At 67.7% G+C, this 17,755-nt stretch carries 15 protein-coding genes; 10 read left to right on the forward strand and 5 right to left on the reverse strand.

What is annotated here, in order from left to right; translation table 11 throughout:
- Nucleotides 1-609 precede the first annotated feature (609 nt).
- On the reverse strand, nt 610-936 hold the full coding sequence (locus BG61_RS43050; RefSeq protein ID WP_035936051.1) for a hypothetical protein: 327 nt from the start codon (nt 934-936) through the stop codon (nt 610-612).
- Nucleotides 937-1,108: 172 nt separating this feature from the next.
- Entirely contained in the window at nt 1,109-2,050 is a 942-nt protein-coding gene (locus tag BG61_RS35015; protein ID WP_035936050.1) for a LysR family transcriptional regulator, read from the reverse strand.
- A 217-nt stretch (nt 2,051-2,267) separates the two neighbouring features.
- On the opposite strand from BG61_RS35015, the gene BG61_RS35020 reads away from it, so the two are divergent.
- From BG61_RS35020 to BG61_RS35055, 8 genes are all read left to right on the forward strand, one after another.
- Nucleotides 2,268-4,322 carry a hydantoinase/oxoprolinase family protein gene (locus BG61_RS35020; RefSeq protein ID WP_233469252.1) on the forward strand — a complete coding sequence of 685 codons (2,055 nt, stop codon included), beginning with the start codon at nt 2,268-2,270 and terminating at the stop codon, nt 4,320-4,322.
- A 2-nt stretch (nt 4,323-4,324) separates the two neighbouring features.
- Nucleotides 4,325-6,079, forward strand: a complete 1,755-nt coding sequence (locus BG61_RS35025) for a hydantoinase B/oxoprolinase family protein (RefSeq protein ID WP_174479760.1) — start codon at nt 4,325-4,327, stop codon at nt 6,077-6,079.
- Nucleotides 6,080-6,083: 4 nt separating this feature from the next.
- Nucleotides 6,084-7,241: a CaiB/BaiF CoA transferase family protein gene (locus BG61_RS35030; protein WP_035936071.1), complete on the forward strand. Its 1,158-nt coding sequence runs from the start codon at nt 6,084-6,086 to the stop codon at nt 7,239-7,241.
- Nucleotides 7,238-8,053: an enoyl-CoA hydratase-related protein gene (locus BG61_RS35035; RefSeq protein ID WP_035936049.1), complete on the forward strand. Its 816-nt coding sequence runs from the start codon at nt 7,238-7,240 to the stop codon at nt 8,051-8,053. Before BG61_RS35030 ends, BG61_RS35035 begins: the two co-directional genes overlap by 4 nt.
- Before the next feature lie 78 nt (nt 8,054-8,131).
- Entirely contained in the window at nt 8,132-9,505 is a 1,374-nt protein-coding gene (locus BG61_RS35040) for an MFS transporter (RefSeq protein WP_035936048.1), read from the forward strand.
- A gap of 80 nt (nt 9,506-9,585) precedes the next feature.
- The gene (locus BG61_RS35045; RefSeq protein ID WP_035936047.1) at nt 9,586-10,527 is read left to right on the forward strand and encodes a hydroxymethylglutaryl-CoA lyase; all 942 of its coding nucleotides are present in this window, start codon (nt 9,586-9,588) and stop codon (nt 10,525-10,527) included.
- A 226-nt stretch (nt 10,528-10,753) separates the two neighbouring features.
- Nucleotides 10,754-11,692: a LysR substrate-binding domain-containing protein gene (locus tag BG61_RS35050; RefSeq protein ID WP_035936046.1), complete on the forward strand. Its 939-nt coding sequence runs from the start codon at nt 10,754-10,756 to the stop codon at nt 11,690-11,692.
- 132 nt (nt 11,693-11,824) lie between these two features.
- A complete protein-coding gene (locus BG61_RS35055) occupies nt 11,825-13,090 on the forward strand; it encodes an MFS transporter (RefSeq protein WP_035936044.1) in 1,266 nt (421 codons plus the stop codon).
- A gap of 126 nt (nt 13,091-13,216) precedes the next feature.
- Here BG61_RS35055 and BG61_RS35060 read toward each other — a convergent pair whose 3' ends face one another.
- Entirely contained in the window at nt 13,217-14,110 is an 894-nt protein-coding gene (locus tag BG61_RS35060) for an alpha/beta fold hydrolase (RefSeq protein WP_035936041.1), read from the reverse strand.
- A gap of 105 nt (nt 14,111-14,215) precedes the next feature.
- On the opposite strand from BG61_RS35060, the gene BG61_RS35065 reads away from it, so the two are divergent.
- Nucleotides 14,216-15,115 carry a LysR substrate-binding domain-containing protein gene (locus BG61_RS35065; protein WP_035936039.1) on the forward strand — a complete coding sequence of 300 codons (900 nt, stop codon included), beginning with the start codon at nt 14,216-14,218 and terminating at the stop codon, nt 15,113-15,115.
- A 12-nt stretch (nt 15,116-15,127) separates the two neighbouring features.
- Here BG61_RS35065 and BG61_RS35070 read toward each other — a convergent pair whose 3' ends face one another.
- Entirely contained in the window at nt 15,128-15,496 is a 369-nt protein-coding gene (locus BG61_RS35070; protein ID WP_035936036.1) for a DUF1428 domain-containing protein, read from the reverse strand.
- A gap of 303 nt (nt 15,497-15,799) precedes the next feature.
- Between BG61_RS35070 and BG61_RS35075 the strand changes: the two genes are divergently transcribed.
- Nucleotides 15,800-17,302: a bifunctional diguanylate cyclase/phosphodiesterase gene (locus tag BG61_RS35075; protein WP_063741166.1), complete on the forward strand. Its 1,503-nt coding sequence runs from the start codon at nt 15,800-15,802 to the stop codon at nt 17,300-17,302.
- A 91-nt stretch (nt 17,303-17,393) separates the two neighbouring features.
- Here the strand turns inward: BG61_RS35075 and BG61_RS44890 are convergent, their stop codons facing one another.
- A complete protein-coding gene (locus tag BG61_RS44890) occupies nt 17,394-17,627 on the reverse strand; it encodes a hypothetical protein (protein WP_035936035.1) in 234 nt (77 codons plus the stop codon).
- Between the last annotated feature and the right edge of the window lie 128 nt (nt 17,628-17,755).

Below are 17,755 nucleotides of genomic sequence, written 5' to 3' on the forward strand. Positions count from 1 at the left end.
TAAGTACCGTCAGACGGGAAAGCAAGGCAATCCTAATAATATTTTTGTGACAAGAAAGGAGGAAATTCGGTAATTTTTATCGGGAGTTGTAACAGGTAAATTTAACCTGATTCATTGCGCCTTTTGCGGCGCCGGTGACGGGAATTTCGCACGCGCGTGCACAGGTTTTTTTGCCAATGCGTGCGCTGAACTAACACCGCTCGCACTGCGAGTCGATACATGATCTGGACGCGCGTCATCGCTGCGCGGCCCGACATTCCGCCGAGCGCAAGACACGCCACGGAGCGATACGGAAGATCATGGCTGCGCCACGCACCGCGCATCGCTCTTCCCGAGCGCTAACACCCAATCGCAAGCTCACCACGCATCGCTCAACCGCCCTTCCCGCTCCACGCGGCCATAACGCCATGTCATGACCACTCAAACCATTCGGGTGTTGCCGCTGCGAATTTGAGTCTTTATATTTTTTGTCCTCGCGATGGCTCCGGCGAACTCCGAAGGCCCCATGCGAACGACCGGCACTCTTGGGTTGCCGCATGGACGATTCGCCACGCCGCCACGCCCGGGAAGGCCCCGAACGCGGCAAAAAGGCGTGGCTCAGTACGCCTCTCAGTACGCCTTCTTCATCCCGCTGCCCGAACTGGACGAACCGGACGAATCGGTGCCGCCCTTCTTCGCCTTCTCCGAGGACGACGACGGATTGCCCATCGTGCTCGAGCCCGAAGCGCCCGAAGGCGATCCCGTGACGCCGTGTGCGTTGGGCGTGCCCATGCCCGTGCCGCCCTGCCCGGCGCCCGCACTGCCCGCGGCTCCGCCGCCTCCGCCGCCCGCACCTCCACCTGCACCCCCACCCGCGCCGCCACCGCCACCCGCGCCCTGCGCATAGGCAGCCCCGGACAGGCTCAGAACCAACGCCGCAATCACCAGCTTTTTCATCGAAGTCTCCTTGATCGGTAGGCGGCCTGTTGCAGCAAGAGGTGCGCAACGCCGCACCGCCGGGCACGCAATTCCCGTTCCGCGGGCGCGCGCTGCCGGGCCAGGCGGCTCGCCTGGGGAAACCTCGTATCGGGTTGAAATGGCGAGCCGGAAGCGCACCGGCCGCGCGTCGCTACTCGACGCCCTCTGCCATGCGCTTGCGGCAGATGTCGATGAAGGTCTGCACGGGCCGAGTGAGCGTGGCGCCGCGCCGCGTGGCGATGCCGTACGGGGCGCCGGTGCGCTCGATCGCGATGGGCAGGATGCCGATCAGCCCGCAGTCGGCGAAGTAGCGCGCCACCACGAGCGGAATCATGCCGATGGTGCCGTCGCCTGCGCGCAGCAGCGCGAGCGTTGCGAACGTCGACGTGGTCTCCGTCGCGTAGAGCGGAAACGGCAGGCCCGCCTCCTCGAAGATCTGTTCGAGCAGCGAGCGCATCGGCAGGTGTGCCTGTGGAATGATCCACGGATTCCCGGCGATGTCGGCAAGCGTCACCTCGCGCTGCGTCGCGAGCGGATGCGCGCCGTCCACCACGAAGCAGACTTCCTCCACCGCAAGCGGAATGAAGTCGTAGGCTTCGGGATGCACGCTGACGCTCGGCCGCCCGATCACGAGATCGAGCAGGCGCTGGTCGAGCATCGACAAGAGGCGCGCGCTGTTGTCCTCCCACACTTCCACCGAGATGTCCGGCTGCACGTCGCGCAGCGCCCGGAGCGTCGGCGTGAGCCAGATCGGCACCGATCCCATCACCGCGCCGATCGCAAGCGTGCCGCCGCTGCCGCGCATGATGGCGGTCAGTTCCTCGCGCAGCGCACCGAGCCCCGAGCGCAGCGTGCGCGCGTGCCGTATCGCGCAGCGGCCGAGTTCATTCGCGACGATGCCGCGCGGCGAACGCACGAACAGTTCCGTGCCGAACATCGCCTCGATTTCACGCAGCGACTTCGTGGTGGCGGGCTGCGACAGCGAGACCTGCTGCGCCGCCTTGCGCAGCGAGCCGTGATCGTCGAGTGCGATCAGAAGCGCTATGTGGCTGCCCCGCAGGCGCCTCAGAATCGCATCGATACTGGTTATCACCGATATAACTCCACAGTCTCACGTGATCGGAAGGTTTCATTATCTGTGCGCCGATCCTCGTCACTACACTCAGCCTGTCAGTCGGAAGGACCTGCGCGGCGCGCGGCCTCCCGGCTCCAGGCCCGGCCGAGCGCCGATCATAGCCGATCGGCGCCCCGGCCCGGAAGCGCCGTGCAGAGAGCGCCGGCGCACCGGTAATGAACATGTAATCGTGGAGATGAGCAGCGTGAGAAGAATAGGCATCGACGTGGGCGGGACTTTTACCGACGTGGTGATGGTCGACGACAGCAGCGGCAGGATCTGGTCGACCAAGGTGCCGACCACGCCGAAGGACCGCGTGATCGGGGCGATCGACGGTTATCGGCGGATTCTGGAGATTTCCGGCTCGACGAGCGATCAGGTCTCGTTTCTCGGCCACGGCACCACGATGGCAACCAACATGGTGGTGGAAGGCGCGGGCGCGAAAACGGCGCTCGTCACGACGCGCGGCTTTCGCGACATCCTGGAACTGCGGCGCGTCTCGCGGCACGACCGCGCCGATCTGTACGACCTGCTCTTCGACAACCCGCGCCCGCTCGTCGAGCGGCGCTGGCGGCTGGAAGTCACGGAGCGCATGACGTTCGAGGGCAACGTCGAAACGCCGCTCGCCGCGCACGAACTGGAGGACATCGCCGCGCGCATCCGCGCATCAGACGTGGAGGCGGTCGCCGTCGCGTTCCTGCATGCGCACGTGAACCCGGCGCATGAGCGCGAAACCGTCGAGGCGTTGCGCCGCATGCTGCCCGGGCGCTTCGTCTGCGCATCGCACGAGGTCAATCCCGAGGTGATGGAATACGAGCGCGCGAGCTCGACCGTCATCAACGCGATGCTCGGCCCCGTGTGCGGCCGCTATATCGAGCGTCTCACGCACGCGCTCGGCGAACTCGGCTTTGCCGGCAAGTTCCTTTTCATGCAGTCCAATGGCGGCCTCGCGAACCCGGCCGTGGTGGCCGACCGTCCGATCGTGCTGCTCGAGTCCGGCCCCGCGGGCGGCGTAAGCGCGGCGATCCGCAGTTGCGAGAAGGGCGGCCTGCGCAACGCGATTCTCGGCGACATGGGCGGCACGACCTTCGACGTCTCGCTGATCCGCGAATTCCGCCCGGAAATCCGCAACAAGAGTCTTCTTCATACTTACGCGGTGCGCAGCCCGAGCATCGACATCGACTCGGTGGGCGCGGGCGGCGGCTCGATCGTGTGGATCGACGCGGGCGGCGGCGTGCGCATCGGGCCGGAGAGCGCGGGCGCCGATCCGGGCCCCGCCTGCTACGGACGCGGCGGCACGCGCGCCACGGTCACGGACTGCAATCTCGTGCTCGGCTATATCGACCCAGACAGCTTCCTCGGCGGCGAATTCAAGCTCGATGCCGATGCGGCGTTCCGCGTGGTCGAGGAAGTGGTGGCGAAGCCGCTCGGCATGAGCGTGCTCGAGGCGGCGCAAACCGTGCGCTCGGTCGCCAATGCGCTGATGGCGCAGGCGATCCGCATCATGACGGTCGAGCGCGGCTATGACCCGCGCGAGTTCTCGTACATCTGCTACGGCGGCGCGGGGCCCGTGCATGCGCTCGACCTCGCGCAGCAGATGGGCATCCGGCGCGTCGTGATTCCGCCGCTGCCGGGTCTCTTCAGCGCGTTCGGCATGACGGTGGCGGACCAGCAATACGACTATCAGAGCCCGGTCGAACGCGACCTGGACCATCTGGACGACGCGAACCTCGCCGGGCAGTTCGGCGACCTGCTGGCCCTCGGCACGGCCGAGCTGCGCCGGCTCGACATCGATCCGCAAAGCGCGCAGGTGGTGCGTCTCGCCGACTGCCGCTACGCGGGCCAGCCGGATGTCATCACGGTCGCCGTGCAGGACGACCCCGCGGGAATGACCGCCGCGCTCGCCGCCGACTTCGAGACCGCGCACCAGCGGCTGTGGAATTTCGTGAGCGCCGACAAGCCGATCGTCGTCGCCAACCTGCGGCTTCAGCTCGTCACGCCGACCGGCTGGCGCGGCGGCGTGAAAGCGGCCGGCACCGGCGCGCCCGCCGCAGCGGGGGCCTCGCGCGACGTCTACTTCGACGGCAACGTGCACGCCCTGCCCGTCTTCAAGCGCGACGCGATTCCGGTCGGCGCGCGCATCGACGGACCCGCCGTCATCGAGGAGCACAGCAGTTGCGCGGTGCTCAAGGCGTCGCAGAGCGCGGTGGTCGACGCGGACATGAATCTTGTAATCGAACTGGCAGCCTGAACATGGATATCGTCACCTACGAAATCATTCGCAGCAGTCTCTTCGCCATCGCCCGCGAGATGAAGATCGCGATGATGCGCACCGCGGGCAGCCCGCTCATGCACGCGAGCGGCGACTCCTCCGCCGCCATCTTCGACGCCGACATGCAGCTCGTCGCGCAGGGCAACGACATCCCGACGATGCTCGGCTCGGCGGTCATCTCGACGCGCGTGTCGGTCGAGGCGGTCGGGCGCGAGAACCTGCGTCCCGGCGACGTGATCGTCAGCAACGACGCCTATGTGGGCGGCGGCAATCACCAGCCGGACGTGCAGTTCACGCGGCCGGTGTTCGTCGGCGACGAGATCGTGGCGTTCGTCATGACGCGCGGCCACTGGACGGACATCGGCGGCCAGTCGCCCGGCAGCTACACGGTCACGACGTGGGACGTGTTCGCCGAGGGCATCCGCATTCCGCCCGTGCTGCTCTACCGCAACGACGAGCCGGTGCGCGACGTGCTCGAACTGCTCACCCGCAACAGCCGCAATGCGCACGAGCTGCTGCTCGACATCCAGGCGCAGTACGCGGGCACGTTCGTGGGCGAGCGGCGTCTCGCGGACCTCGTCGAGAAGTACGGCATGGCGGACCTGCGCGCGGCGATGGCGCAGAGCCTCGACCACTCCGAGAAGCTGATCCGCGCGGCCATCGGCAAGATTCCGAACGGCACGTACGAAGCCGAGGAGTATCTCGATCCGATCGAGGCGCACGGCTGGAAGCAGGAGCGGCCGCTGCTGAAGGTGAAGATCACCGTCACCGACGACCACATGACCTTCGACTACACGGGCACCGGCGCGCAGGTGCGCGGCGGGATCAACTGCCCGCTGTCGGTGACCTGCAACAGCACGTGGTTCACGGTGAAGGCCATCACCGACATCAGCATCCCGATCAACCAGGGCTGCTACCGGCCCGTGACGATCGTGGCACCCCCGGGCAGCGTGCTGAATTGCCAGTACCCGGCATCGGTGGTGTCGGGCAATACGGAAACCTCGCCGCGCGTGATCGATCTGCTCCTCAAGGCGCTCGCGCCCGCGATTCCGGAGCGCATCGTCGGGCAGAGCAATTGCGCGTCCTGCGCGGGCATTTTCAGCGGCCGCGACACGCACGCCGGGCGCGTCGCGCAGACCGGCCAGGAGTTCGTCACGATGCACGACGTCCACGCGGGCGGCATGGGAGCGCGCGCGAAGAAGGACGGCGTGAGCGGCATCCGCGTGTACGTGGGCAACGCGGGCAGCCAGTCGGTGGAGATGATCGAGCGCACGTCGCCGCTCACCATCGAGGAGTGGTGCCTCGTGAACGACACCGGCGGCGCCGGGCGCTATCGCGGCGGGCTCACTTCGCGCCGGACCTATCGCGTCGACTACGACGAAGCCACCTTCACGGTCTCCGGCGAGCGCGGCCGCACCGCGCCCGAGGGCCACTTCGGCGGACTGCCCGGCACGCCATTCCTGTGCATGGTGCAGAAGACCGACGGCAGCGTCGTGAAGGTGCCGGCCAAGGGCGGACAGACCGTCGTGCATCGCGGCGAGCGCGTGGTCGTGCAGCCCGCGGGCAGCGGCGGCTACGGCGACCCGCTCGAGCGCGACCGCGAACGCGTGCTCGCCGACATCGCCGACGGCTACATCAGCGCCGACGCCGCGCGGCGCCTCTATCGCGTCGAGCCGGACGCGCACGATGCCCATGCCGCGCCGGTCGACGCGCCGCTGGCCGTCACGAGCGAATGAGGGGATGAACGTGACAAAACCGCTTCCGCTCGCCGGCGTCTGCGTGGTCGAGATCGGCCACAGCCTCGCGGCACCCTACGCGGGCATGATCCTCGGCTCGCTGGGCGCCGAGGTCATCAAGGTGGAAAACGCCGAGGGCGGCGACTACGCCCGCGACTGGGGCCCGCCGTTCATCGACGGCGCCGCCGCCCTCTTTCACGCGATCAATCATGGCAAGTCGAGCATCGCGATGTCGCTCGCCGATCAGCGCGAGGCAGGGCTTCTGCGCGAGCTGATCGTGCAGCGCGCGGACGTCGTGCTGCAGAACCTGAAGGCGGGCGGCGTCGAAAAGTACGGCCTCGGCGCAGCGCAGCTGATGGCCGCGAAGCCGTCGCTCGTCTACTGCAACCTCGGCGCGTTCGGCACGAGCGGCCCGTTGCGCGACAAGCCCGGCTACGACCCGCTCGTGCAGGCGCTCGGCGGGCTGATGAGCTTTCTCGGCGGCCCGGGCGAGCCGCTCTCGCGCATCCCGGTGTCGGTCAACGACATGGGCACCGGGCTCTGGGCCGCCATCGGCGTGCTGGCCGCGCTGTTCCGGCGGCAGGCGACGGGCGCGGGCGAAGCCGTGTCCGTCTCGCTCTATGAAACGGCCATCGCCTGGGGCGGCGTGCAGATCGCGGACTATCTCGCCTCGGGCGTGCTGCCCGGCCGCTGGGGCTCGGGCACCGCGGCCATCGTGCCGCACCAGGCGTTCGAATGCGCCGACGCAACCATCATGGTCGCGGCGGGCAACGACGGCCTCTTCCGGCGGCTGTGCGGCGTGCTCGATATCGCCGCGCTCGCCGACGACCCGCGCTTCGCGACCAACGGCGCGCGCGTCACCAACCGGGAAGCGCTCATCGCGCGGCTCCAGCAGGCGTTCGGTGCGAAGCCGGCCGCCCACTGGCTCGCCACGCTCGACGCCGCGGGCATTCCGTGCGGCCCGATCCAGAGCATCGACCAGGTGGTCGTGCACGAGCAGACGCGCGCGCTCGACCTGCTCAAGACCACGTCCGACGGCGCGGCCACCATCGTGGGCCTGCCGATCTCGTTTGACGGCGAGCGCCCCGGCGCGATCGGCAAGACGCCGAAGCTCGGGGAACACAACCATCTACTTGCACAGACCGCTCAGGAGACACATTGAAGATCGCTGAATACCTCGGTTCGCGTCCGCTCGACACCTTGCAGCTCGAGGAAGCGGACGCGCACATTCTCGTGATCCGGCTCAACCGGCCGGAGGTATCGAACGCCATCAGCACGCCGATGGGCCATGAGCTCCTGCGCGTGTTCGGCGCGCTCGAAGCGGACCCGGGCCTCTACCGGTGCGCGATTCTCACCGGCAGCGGCAGCCGCGCGTTCTGCGGCGGCGCCGACCTGAAGCAGCGCGACGGCATGACCGACGAGCAGTTCGGCCGCCAGCACTATCTGTTCGAGCGCATGAACCGCGCGATCACCGAATGCCCGATTCCCCTCATCTGCGCGGCCAACGGTTCGGCGGTGGCGGGCGGGCTCGAACTGATGCTCGCGTGCGACTTCGCGTATGCGTCGAAGAGCGCGGTGTTCGGCTTCACCGAAGTCAAGCGCGGCATCATGCCGGGTGGTGGCGGAACGCAGCAGTTGCCGCGTACCATCGGAGTCCGGCGCGCGAAGGAGCTGATCTTTCGCGGCGCACGCTTCACCGCGCAGGAAGCGCTCGACTGGGGCGTGGTGAACAAGCTCTGCGAGCCGGAGCACGTGCTCGCCGAGGCGATCGAAGCGGCACGCGACATCTGCACGAGCGCCCCGCTTTCGGTCACGCAGGCGAAGAAGGCGATCGAGCTCGGCATGCAGGCGGACCTGCGCACCGGCCTTTTCGTGGAGATCGAAGCGTACAACCGCCTGATTCCGACCGCCGACCGGCTGGAGGGCATCAGCGCCTACAACGAAAAGCGCCAGCCCGTGTTCAAGGGACGCTAGAAACAAGGCATAACCTCGCACCGGACGGCGACGGACCGTCCGGCCATCACCCGGCCCGAACCGGAGGAGACACGCAACATGAATTCGACCACCCCCACCGACGTCGCCCCCGACGCCGGACGCACCTACAGCAGGATCACGCGAAGGCTGATCCCCTTCCTGTTCCTCTGCTATGTGTTCGCGTTCCTCGATCGCATCAACATCGGCATCGCGCAGCTCGACATGAAGCAGGACGTCGGCTTCAGCGACCTCACCTACAGCATCGGCGCGGGCATCTTCTTTCTTGGCTACGTCATGATGGAAGTGCCGAGCAACCTGCTGCTCGCGCGCATCGGCGTGAGAAAGACGTTCTCGCGCATCATGATCCTGTGGGGACTCGTCGCGGCGTCGACCGCATTCGTCACGCTGCCCTCGCATCTCTACACCGTGCGCTTTCTGCTCGGCCTCGCCGAGGCGGGCCTCTACCCCGGCGTGATCTTCTATCTCACGCGCTGGTATCCGGTGGAGCGCCGCGCCAAGGTGATCGCGATCTTCACCTGCGCGACAGGCATCGCGGGCCTCTTCGGCGGACCGCTCTCAGGCTGGCTCGTCACGCATTTCGACGGCATGCACGGCCTGCACGGCTGGCAATGGATGTTCATCGTGCAGGGGCTGCCTTCCAGCGTGCTCGGCATCATCGCGTTCTTCTATCTCGACAACAGCCCGGAAGAAGCGAAGTGGCTCTCGCGCCAGGAGAAGGCGCTCGTCGCCGAGGACCTGCGCAAGAGTTCGGGCATCAGCGCGACGCATGCGGAACACACCTTCGGCCGCGCGCTGCGCGACCCGCGCGTGTATCTGATGGGCTTCGTGTGGTTCTCGCAGATCGCGGGCGTATTCGCGATCGGCTTCTGGCTGCCGACGCTCATCAAGAACTCCGGCGTCACGAGCCCGCTCGCGATCGGCGGCTATTCCGCGATTCCGTACTTCGTTAGCTGGGTCGCGCTCATCATGCTCAACCGCCATTCCGACCAGACCATGGAGCGCCGCTGGCACTGCGGCGGCGCGATGGTCGTCGGCGCGGCGGGCCTCGTCGCGGCGAGCCTTCTGACCGGCAACCTGGTCCTGTCGCTCATCGCGCTCTCGGTGGCGACCGCCGGCATCCTCGCGCCGAATCCGCTCATCTGGGCCATCTCGACCGACTACATCCGCGGCAGCGGCGCGGCGGGCGGCGTGGCGATCGTCAATTGCGTGGGCCTGCTCGGCGGCTTCGTGAGCCCGATGATCATCGGCTCGATCAAGACAGTCACCGGCAGCATGGTCGGCGGACTGGGCGCCATCTCGCTGCTGATGGTGATCGGCGCGCTCGCGGTGGTGTTCTTCGCGCCGCGCACGACGGGTGACGCGAAAACGCGCGGCGCGGCGCACGAACCGGCCGACTCGGATTCGGGAAGCACGGCGAACGCGGCGATGTGACGCGTCGCTTCGGCAAGCGCCTGCGCTCCAGGGCAGGCGCGCGCCCTCCAGCTCTCAGACAAGGATCGAAGGGAAACACAATGAAACAGGACCACGTCCGGATTTGCGAAGTCGGCCTGCGCGACGGACTCCAGATGGTGAAGACCATCCTCTCCGCGGAGCAGAAGCTCGAATGGTGCAGGCGCATGGTGGCGGCGGGCTGCACCGAGATCGAAGTGACCTCGTTCGTGCCGCCGCGCATCGTGCCGCAGTTCGCCGACTCCGACGAAGTCGCCCGCGGCGCGCTCGCCATCGAGGGCCTGCATGCGTCGGCGCTCGTGCCGAACCTGAAGGGCGCGCAGCGCGCGTTTGACGCCGGCTTGCAGAAAGTGCACTACGTGCTCTCCGCGAGCAACGAGCACAACCTGAAGAATGTGCGCCGCAGCACGGCGGAGTCGGTGGAGGATTTCCGGCGCATCGTCGCCGCGCGAAACGAAAGTGGGCTCTCCCGCGTGAAGCTCGGCGCGGGTGTGGCGACCGCCTTCGGCTGCACGATCGCGGGCCGGGTCGACGAGACGACCGTGCTAGGCCTGGTCGAAACGCTGCTCGACGCGGGGGCCGACGCGATCGCCATCGCCGACACGGTCGGCTATGCGAACCCGCGCCAGGTTCGCGGCCTGATGCGCCGCGTGCTGGAGCTGACCGGCAGCACGCCCGTCACGTGCCATTTCCACGACACGCGCGGGCTGGGCCTCGCCAATGTCGTCGCGGCGCTGGAATCGGGCGTGCGCAGCTTCGATTCGTCGCTCGGCGGCCTGGGCGGCTGCCCGTTCGCGCCGAACGCGACCGGCAACATCAACACCGAGGACACGGTCTTTCTGCTGGAATCAGAGGGCATGCACACGGGCATCGACATCGAGGCCCTCGCCGCGATCCGGGAGACGGTCGCGTCGTGGCTGCCGGGCGAGCCGTTCGTCGGCGCGATCGCCCGCGCCGGGCTGCCGAAGACGTTCGCGCCGCGCGCGGCCGCCGGGGCAGCCTGAGGAGCCTGACATCCGCGCCAGGCGCCGGATGTTCCGCGGCGAAGCCTGTCCGGCTTCGCTGCCCCCCGCAAAACAGCCGCGCAAGCCCGCCCGCGCGCTTGCGGCCCCCGCCCTCGCCCGGTATCCTCGAACGGCACAACGGACGGGCCTGTCGTTCGCGCCACACGAACCCCCAGACAACGCACACACGAACGCGCAGCGTGCCGGCCACTGTCGAGGACGTCCCATGCCGCTTCGTGTCCCCCCGCTCTCGTCGCTGCGCTTCTTCGAAGCGGCCGCGAGGCATCGGAGTTTCAAGCGCGCCGCAGCCGAGCTGAACGTGACGCCGAGCGCGGTGAGTCACGGCATCGTCGCGCTGGAGCAGGCGCTCGGCGTCGAGCTTTTCGTCCGCGAGCCGCGCGGGCTCTCTCTCACGCCGGAAGGCGATCTCTACCTGCCGTACATCTCCGAGGCGTTCGCGCTCATCGCGACCGGCACGCAGCGCCTGCCGGACAGGCGCGCGAACCGCACGATCGCCGTGAGCTGCGCGCCGACGCTCGCCTCGCGCTGGCTGGTGCCGCGCCTCTACGAGTTTCGCGAGGCGTGGCCGAACGTCAGCGTGACGGTCGATACGTCGCGGCGGCAAGTCGGCTTTCCCGTCGACGGATTCGACTTCGCCATTCGCCTGAGCCGTGGGCCTGTCGCCGGGGCGTCGTGGAGCCGGCTCTTCGGCGAGTGGCTCGTGCCCGTGTGCAGCCCGGCCTGCCGGGACACGCTGCTCGATCACGCGGGCAACGTCGATCTGCGCCGGGCGACGCTCATCCACGTGAACACGGCGAGCGAAGACTGGCAGACGTGGCTCGACGCGACGGCAAGCGAAGGCATCGAGCCCTCGGGCGGCCTGCGCTTCGACACGATCCAGCTCGCGCTCGAAGCCGCCGCCACCGGCCTCGGCGTGGCGATGGGCAGGCGGCCGCTCGTCGACCCCGATATCGCGGCGCACACGCTCGTCGAGGCGAGCGCGCACGGCGTCGCCTCTGAAACCGCGTACTGGCTGGTCAGCGCGCAAGGCGCCGACGATCGGCCCGATCTCCTCGGCTTCAAGCGGTGGCTGATCGAAGAAGCCAGGGCCTTCGACCATCACGCGCCGAGCCACTCGAACACGCGGCCCGCCGTCGCGCGCTGAGACGGCACTCGCCGCCGCCCGCGTTTCACGATTGAAAATCGGCAGGTGAAAATTCCTCACCTGTCGTCAAAATCTTCTCGTTTGCCGCGCCGGTGCCTCGCTGCCACCATCGTGGCGAGGAGGAATGAAACGATGTCGACAACAGCCAGCAGCCCCCTGTTATCCCTGAAGAACCCGACCACACTCGTTGTCGTGTCGGCGGCGCTGATCCTGAGTGCCGCGATGGGCATCCGGCAGACGTTCGGCCTCTTCATCGGCCCGTTCTCGTTCGACCGCGGCATGCCGGTCACGCTGATCGCCTTCGCGATCGCCCTGCACAACCTCGTGTGGGGCTTCGCGCAGCCGTTCGCGGGGGCGGCTGCGGACCGCTACGGCTGTACGCCGGTGGTCGCGTTCGGCGCGGCGTGCTTTGCCGCGGGGCTCGCGATGGCGGCCGTGGCGCCATCGGGCGCAATGCTCGTCATCGGGTTGGGCGTGCTGGTCGGCATCGGCATCAGCTGCACGAGCTTCGGCGTCGTGCTGAGCGCCGTGGGCCGCGCCGCGTCCGACGAACGGCGCAGCATGGCAATGGGTATCGCGAGCGCGGGCGGATCGCTCGGGCAGGTGCTGATGATTCCGCTCGCGCAGACGATCAGGGAAACCGCGGGCGTCTCCACGTCCCTCTTCGCGCTCGCGTTCGTGATGCTCGTGGCGGCGCCGCTCGGAATCGCGCTGGACCGCCATGCACGAGCGTCGGCGACACCAGCGGCGCCGTCCGCCGCGGAGCCGCCCGCGTCTTCGTTGCGCGAGGCGCTGTCGCAGGCGGGGCGGCATCGCGGCTATCGGCTGCTCACCGTCGGTTTCTTCACCTGCGGATTCCAGCTCGCATTCATCGCGACGCATCTGCCGGGTTATCTCTTCCTGTGCCACATGCCCGCCGGACTCGGTGCGACGGCGCTCGCTCTGATCGGTCTCTTCAACATGGCGGGCAGCTGGACGTGCGGATGGCTCGGCGGACGCTTCAGGCAGCAATACGTCCTCGGGTGGCTCTATCTCGTGCGGGGCGCCGCGATCGCCGCGTTCGTCGCGCTGCCGAAGACGACAGCGTCGGTGGTCGTTTTCGCGGCCGTCATGGGACTGACGTGGCTCGGCACGGTGCCGCTCACGAGCGGGCTGATCGCGAAAGTCTTCGGCACGCGGCATCTCGGCACGCTGTTCGGCGTGTGCTTCCTGAGCCATCAGCTCGGCTCGTTCCTCGGCGCGTGGCTCGGCGGCTTCGTGTTCGACGTCACGGGTTCCTACTCGCTGATCTGGGGCGCCACGGCCGCGGCCGGACTCTTCGCCGCGATGCTGCACTTCCCGATCGACGATACGGCGCCCGGCAGTCGCAGCGGCACCTCGGCGCCTGCGGCCGCATAGCGCGTGAGCGCGTGACCGTACACGCGGCGCTGGCCTTGCGCGGACGGCGCAAGGTCAAGTGCCGCGGTCACCGTGACGCCGGCCGCCTGGCCTCGCACACGGCCCGGTTCCCTTCGATCCCCGCAATCACGCAGCCGGGCCGCAAAACCGCAGGATCGCCTGAGCGACTTCCCCGGGCGCCTCCCGGTGCGGAAAGTGCCCCACGCCGTCGAGCACGATTCGCTGGTACCCGCCCGTGAAAAACTGCTCCTTGCCTTCGGAGCTTGCCGGCTGATTGCAGGTGTCCGCGCCGCCGTGCAGCACGAGCGTCGGCACCGACAGCGCGGGCGCCGGCTGCAGCTTCGCGTCGTCGGCGTCGTAGGACGGGTCGCCGGGCGCGAATCCCCATCGATGCCGGTACGAATGCAGCACGACACTCGCCCAGTCCGGGTTGTCGAACGCGGCGGCCGCCTGCTCGAAATCGCGCTCGGCATACCAGCCGGCGGGCGACCACGTGTCCCACATCGTCCGCGTGAAGGCGCGCCGGTCGTGCGTGAGCGCGTCCTCGCCGCGCGGCGTCGCCATGAACCAGTGATACCAGTAGTTGCGCGCCTGCGTGTAGTTCAGCGTCTGCCGCGGATCGTTCGTGCCGTAGCCGACCGAGATGATCGCCATCCGCGAGGCCGCGTTCCCGCGCAACCCGCACGCATTCGACACGGCCCGCGCGCCCCAGTCGTGTCCGACGAGGACCGGTTTGTCGAGGCGGAGCGCCTCGATGAATTCGAGCATGTCCCGCCCGAGCGCCGACAACTGGCCGCTGCGCGGCGTGGCCGGATCGAGAAAACGCGTCGCGCCGAAGCCGCGCAGGGCGGGACAGAGCACCCGGTAGCCGGCTTCGGCAAGCCGCGCCGCGACCGGCTCCCAGCCTTCCGGACAGTCCGGCCAGCCGTGCACGAGCACGGCATCGCGCGTGCCCGTAGGATTCCATTCCAGATACGCAATATCGAGGCGCGAGGTTTTCACAAAAGAGGACTTCGTCATGGCATTCCCGTCGAGGCAGTGTTCGCAGCCATCACTATGACGCAGGACGGCGCGTGGATTGGTGAAGAATGCTCGATTATTATGCGTATTCCGTGATGAATCTCGATGGATGTGAAGATGGAACCCGGCAACGCCGCACTGGATATCGTATTGCTGCGCACTTTCCTCGAAGTCGTCGACGCGGGCGGCTTCGCGCTCGCGGGTGAACGGCTCGCGCTGACGCCGTCGGCGGTCAGCGGGCACATCCGGCGGCTCGAGCAGGCCGCCGGAACCGGCCTGCTGCTGCGCACCACGCGCAGCTTCCGCCTGACGCCGGCCGGCGAACTGCTCTATGCGTACGCGCGCAACATCGTCAGTCTGGACCAGGAAGTGCGTGCCCGCTTGCGCAATGCGCCCGCCGAAGAGCATCTGCGCATCGGCGCGTCCGAGGACTTCGCCGGCGCGTGGCTGCCGGACGTCTTGCAGGCATTCCGCAGACGAAACCCCGGCGCGTCGGTGCAGTTGCGCGTGGGCGTGACGGCGGACCTCGTCGGCGAACTGGAGCGCGGCAATCTCGATCTGGTGTTCGGCAAGCAGTGCGGACGCGTGCCGGCGGGCGGCCGGCTGATGTGGGAAGAAGAACTCGTCTGGGCGTTCGACGCCGACGGCGCCTTCGACCCCGCCGCCAACGTCCTGCTCGCGGTCTTTCCGGAGCCGTGCGTCTACCGCGAAGCCGCCATTGCCGCGCTGAGCCGCGCGGGAAAGTCGTGGCGGCTGGTATTCGAAAGCAGCAGCATGGCCGGGTGCCTCGCGGCGGCTCGGGCCGGCTTTGCCGTGACGCCCGTCGCGCGCAGCCAGTTGCGCAGCGGGCTGCGCGTGCTCGGCGCGCAGGACGGCCTGCCCGAGCTTCCGGACGCCCAGTTTTATGTATTCACTGCAACGAGTTCGCGCGTGGCGGGCGAACTGGCATCGGCGGTGGACGCGTCGGGCAAATCGTCGAGATTCCGCAGTTCGCCGCGCTGGTAGGCGCCCGGCGGCTCACGCGCGCGAGAGTTCCACCAGCGTCCTGAAGCCGCCGAAGAACATGCGCTGCGCGTCGAAGGGAAAATCGCCCGCCATCATCTCCTTCAGGCGCGGGTCCTCCATCACCTTGGCGTTCACGCTGTCGCGGTGTTCCCGCGAGTCGAACAGAATCCACGAAAAAACGACCGTCTCGTCGTCCTTCAGCTGAACGCTCTGCGGAAAGGACGTGACCTTGCCGGGCTGGACGTCGTCGGCGATGCATTCGCAGAACTGAAGCGCGCCATGCTCGAGCCAGATCTTGCCCGCCTGCTCCGCCATCTGGCGATAGGCCTCGATCTTGTCGTTCGGCACCGGCACGACGAACCCGTCAACGTAGTGCGACATTTGCGTCTCCTGTTATGCAGTTGCTGAAACAGCGAGCCGGCGGGCGAATCGCGCCGACAAGAACCGGCAAATCCCGCGGGTGGACGTATCCGCGGACGTCCCGCCAACCGCCAGCGCTCCTTTTAGAGAGCACGGCATGAGGCGAGTTCACGTCTTTCGGGCGGGCGGGACGATGCGCGAGGCATGCGCCTGCACGCGCACCTCAATTCGCCAAAGAAGCCTGCAAACCGATCCCTTTTCGGACGATGGCCGCTTCGCGCGCGGCGGGAAAATGTGAAGTCAGGCAGAAAACCCAAGGTCACCATGGATTCGTTTCGGTCAGGCGTTGACGGCAGGCGTGCACGGCTTCGCGCGTTCGCGCTCATTCCCGTACTGACCCTGCTTGTTCTGTGCGTGCTGTGGGTCACGATACTGGTTCGCCTGCACATCGAAAAAGCGACGGTCCTGCGCGATACGCACGACGCCGCCCGCACCCTCGCGCGCTCGCTCAAGAGCCACACGCTCAAGACCATTCACGACGTCGATACGATCGCGCTCCTGATCAAGTACGGCTATGAAACCTCGCCGCAGAATTTCGATCTCGCGCGGTATCAGGCGTACGGGCTGATCACCGCCGACACCGCGTTGCAGGTGACGCTCGTCGGCGCGGACGGCCACGTGCTCGATTCGACGCTCCCGTTCTCCGGCGTCGTCGATCTCAGCGACCGCGAGCATTTCCGCGTGCACCAGTCCAATCCGAACGTCGGCCTCTTCGTCAGCCGCCCGGTGATCGGCCGCGTGTCGAAACAGTGGTCCGTGCAGGGAACGCGGCGCATCGACCGGCCGGACGGCAGCTTCGGCGGCGTCGTGGTGATTTCGGAGAACCCCGCCTATCTCACCGACGGCTTCTACAACAGCGCCGCCCTCGGGCAGCACGGCCTGATCACCGTGATCTCGCGGCACGGCTTCACCCTGTCGCGCCGCGCGGGCGAAGCGCCCAGCACCGCGGGAGGGCCGCTGCCCGACAGCTACAACGGCATCCTGCGCTCGCGCGACGGCATCGTCGTGGACCCGGTCGATCACGTCGAGCGGATCGTTGCGAGCCAGACGATCGACCGCTACGGGCTGATGGTGGTCGCGGGCCTCTCCGTCGACGAAGCACTCGACGACTACTACCGGATGCGGCAGGTCTACGTGTCGATGGCGGCGGCGATCTCGGTCATCCTCATCGGCTTCGCGGCATGGATCATGGCGCTCGTGTCGAAACTGCTGCACGGCAAGGAGGAATTGCGGCGGCTCTCGGAGACCGACAGGCTCACGGGCCTCTTCAACCGGCGGCGCATCGAGGACCTGCTGAACCACGCGGTCGCCGCGCCCCGCGCGAGCGGCAACGTGGCCGTGATCTTCGTGGATCTCGACAACTTCAAGCAACTGAACGACACGTGCGGGCACCAGCGCGGCGACGCGGTGCTGACGCTTCTCGCGGGGCGGCTGCGGACGATCGTCGGCGATCGCGGCGCGACGGGGCGTCTCGGCGGCGACGAGTTTCTCGTCGTGCTCGAAGCCGAAGACGCGTGGGACGCCGCCGCCGAGACCGCGGCGGACATCGAGCAGGCGCTCGCCATGCCGATCGACATGCAGGATGAACGGTTCGTGATGCGGGCGAGCCTCGGCATTGCCGTGCTTGCCCCCGGCGACAACGCCGACGATCTCGTGAGGAAGGCGGATCAGGCCATGTACGAAGCCAAGGAGCGCAGCCGCGCGCATCACGCGCAGGCGTCGCGTGCATCGCGCGGTGTCGCTACGGAAGATGCCGGGGCGGCCTGAACGGCTGCTCGAAGCGAAAAGAGCACGCGCAGGGACTGGTCTCGATCCCTGCGCGTGCGGCCTGCTTTTTTTTGTCGATTCCAGCTTCGGCTTACGCCTTGGCGATCTGGATGCCGCCGAAGTTCTGAATCGTCGGGATGTCGATCTTGGTGTTGGTGTCGGTCTGCGTGACCGGCGCCACCACGACGCCCGGGCTGGCGAAGCCGCCGCCGGATGCGAGGTTCAGGTTGGCGGCATTCACATTCAGGCCGCCGCGCACTGCGGACAGTTCTTCGGCCGAGAGTTCTTCGGAATGGTCGATGTCTTTGATCGTGAGCGAGGTCATGGCAAATCTCCTGGGCTTTGCTGCGGTTCGGGTCAATCGCTGCTTGCTGCTCGATGCTGCGGAGAGCACGCGTTCGGCATGCGGCTCCCCGGCGCGTCGACTTACGCCTTGGCGAACTGGAAGCCGCC

It is taken from the genome of Caballeronia glathei (assembly GCF_000698595.1).
Lineage (GTDB): Bacteria > Pseudomonadota > Gammaproteobacteria > Burkholderiales > Burkholderiaceae > Caballeronia > Caballeronia glathei.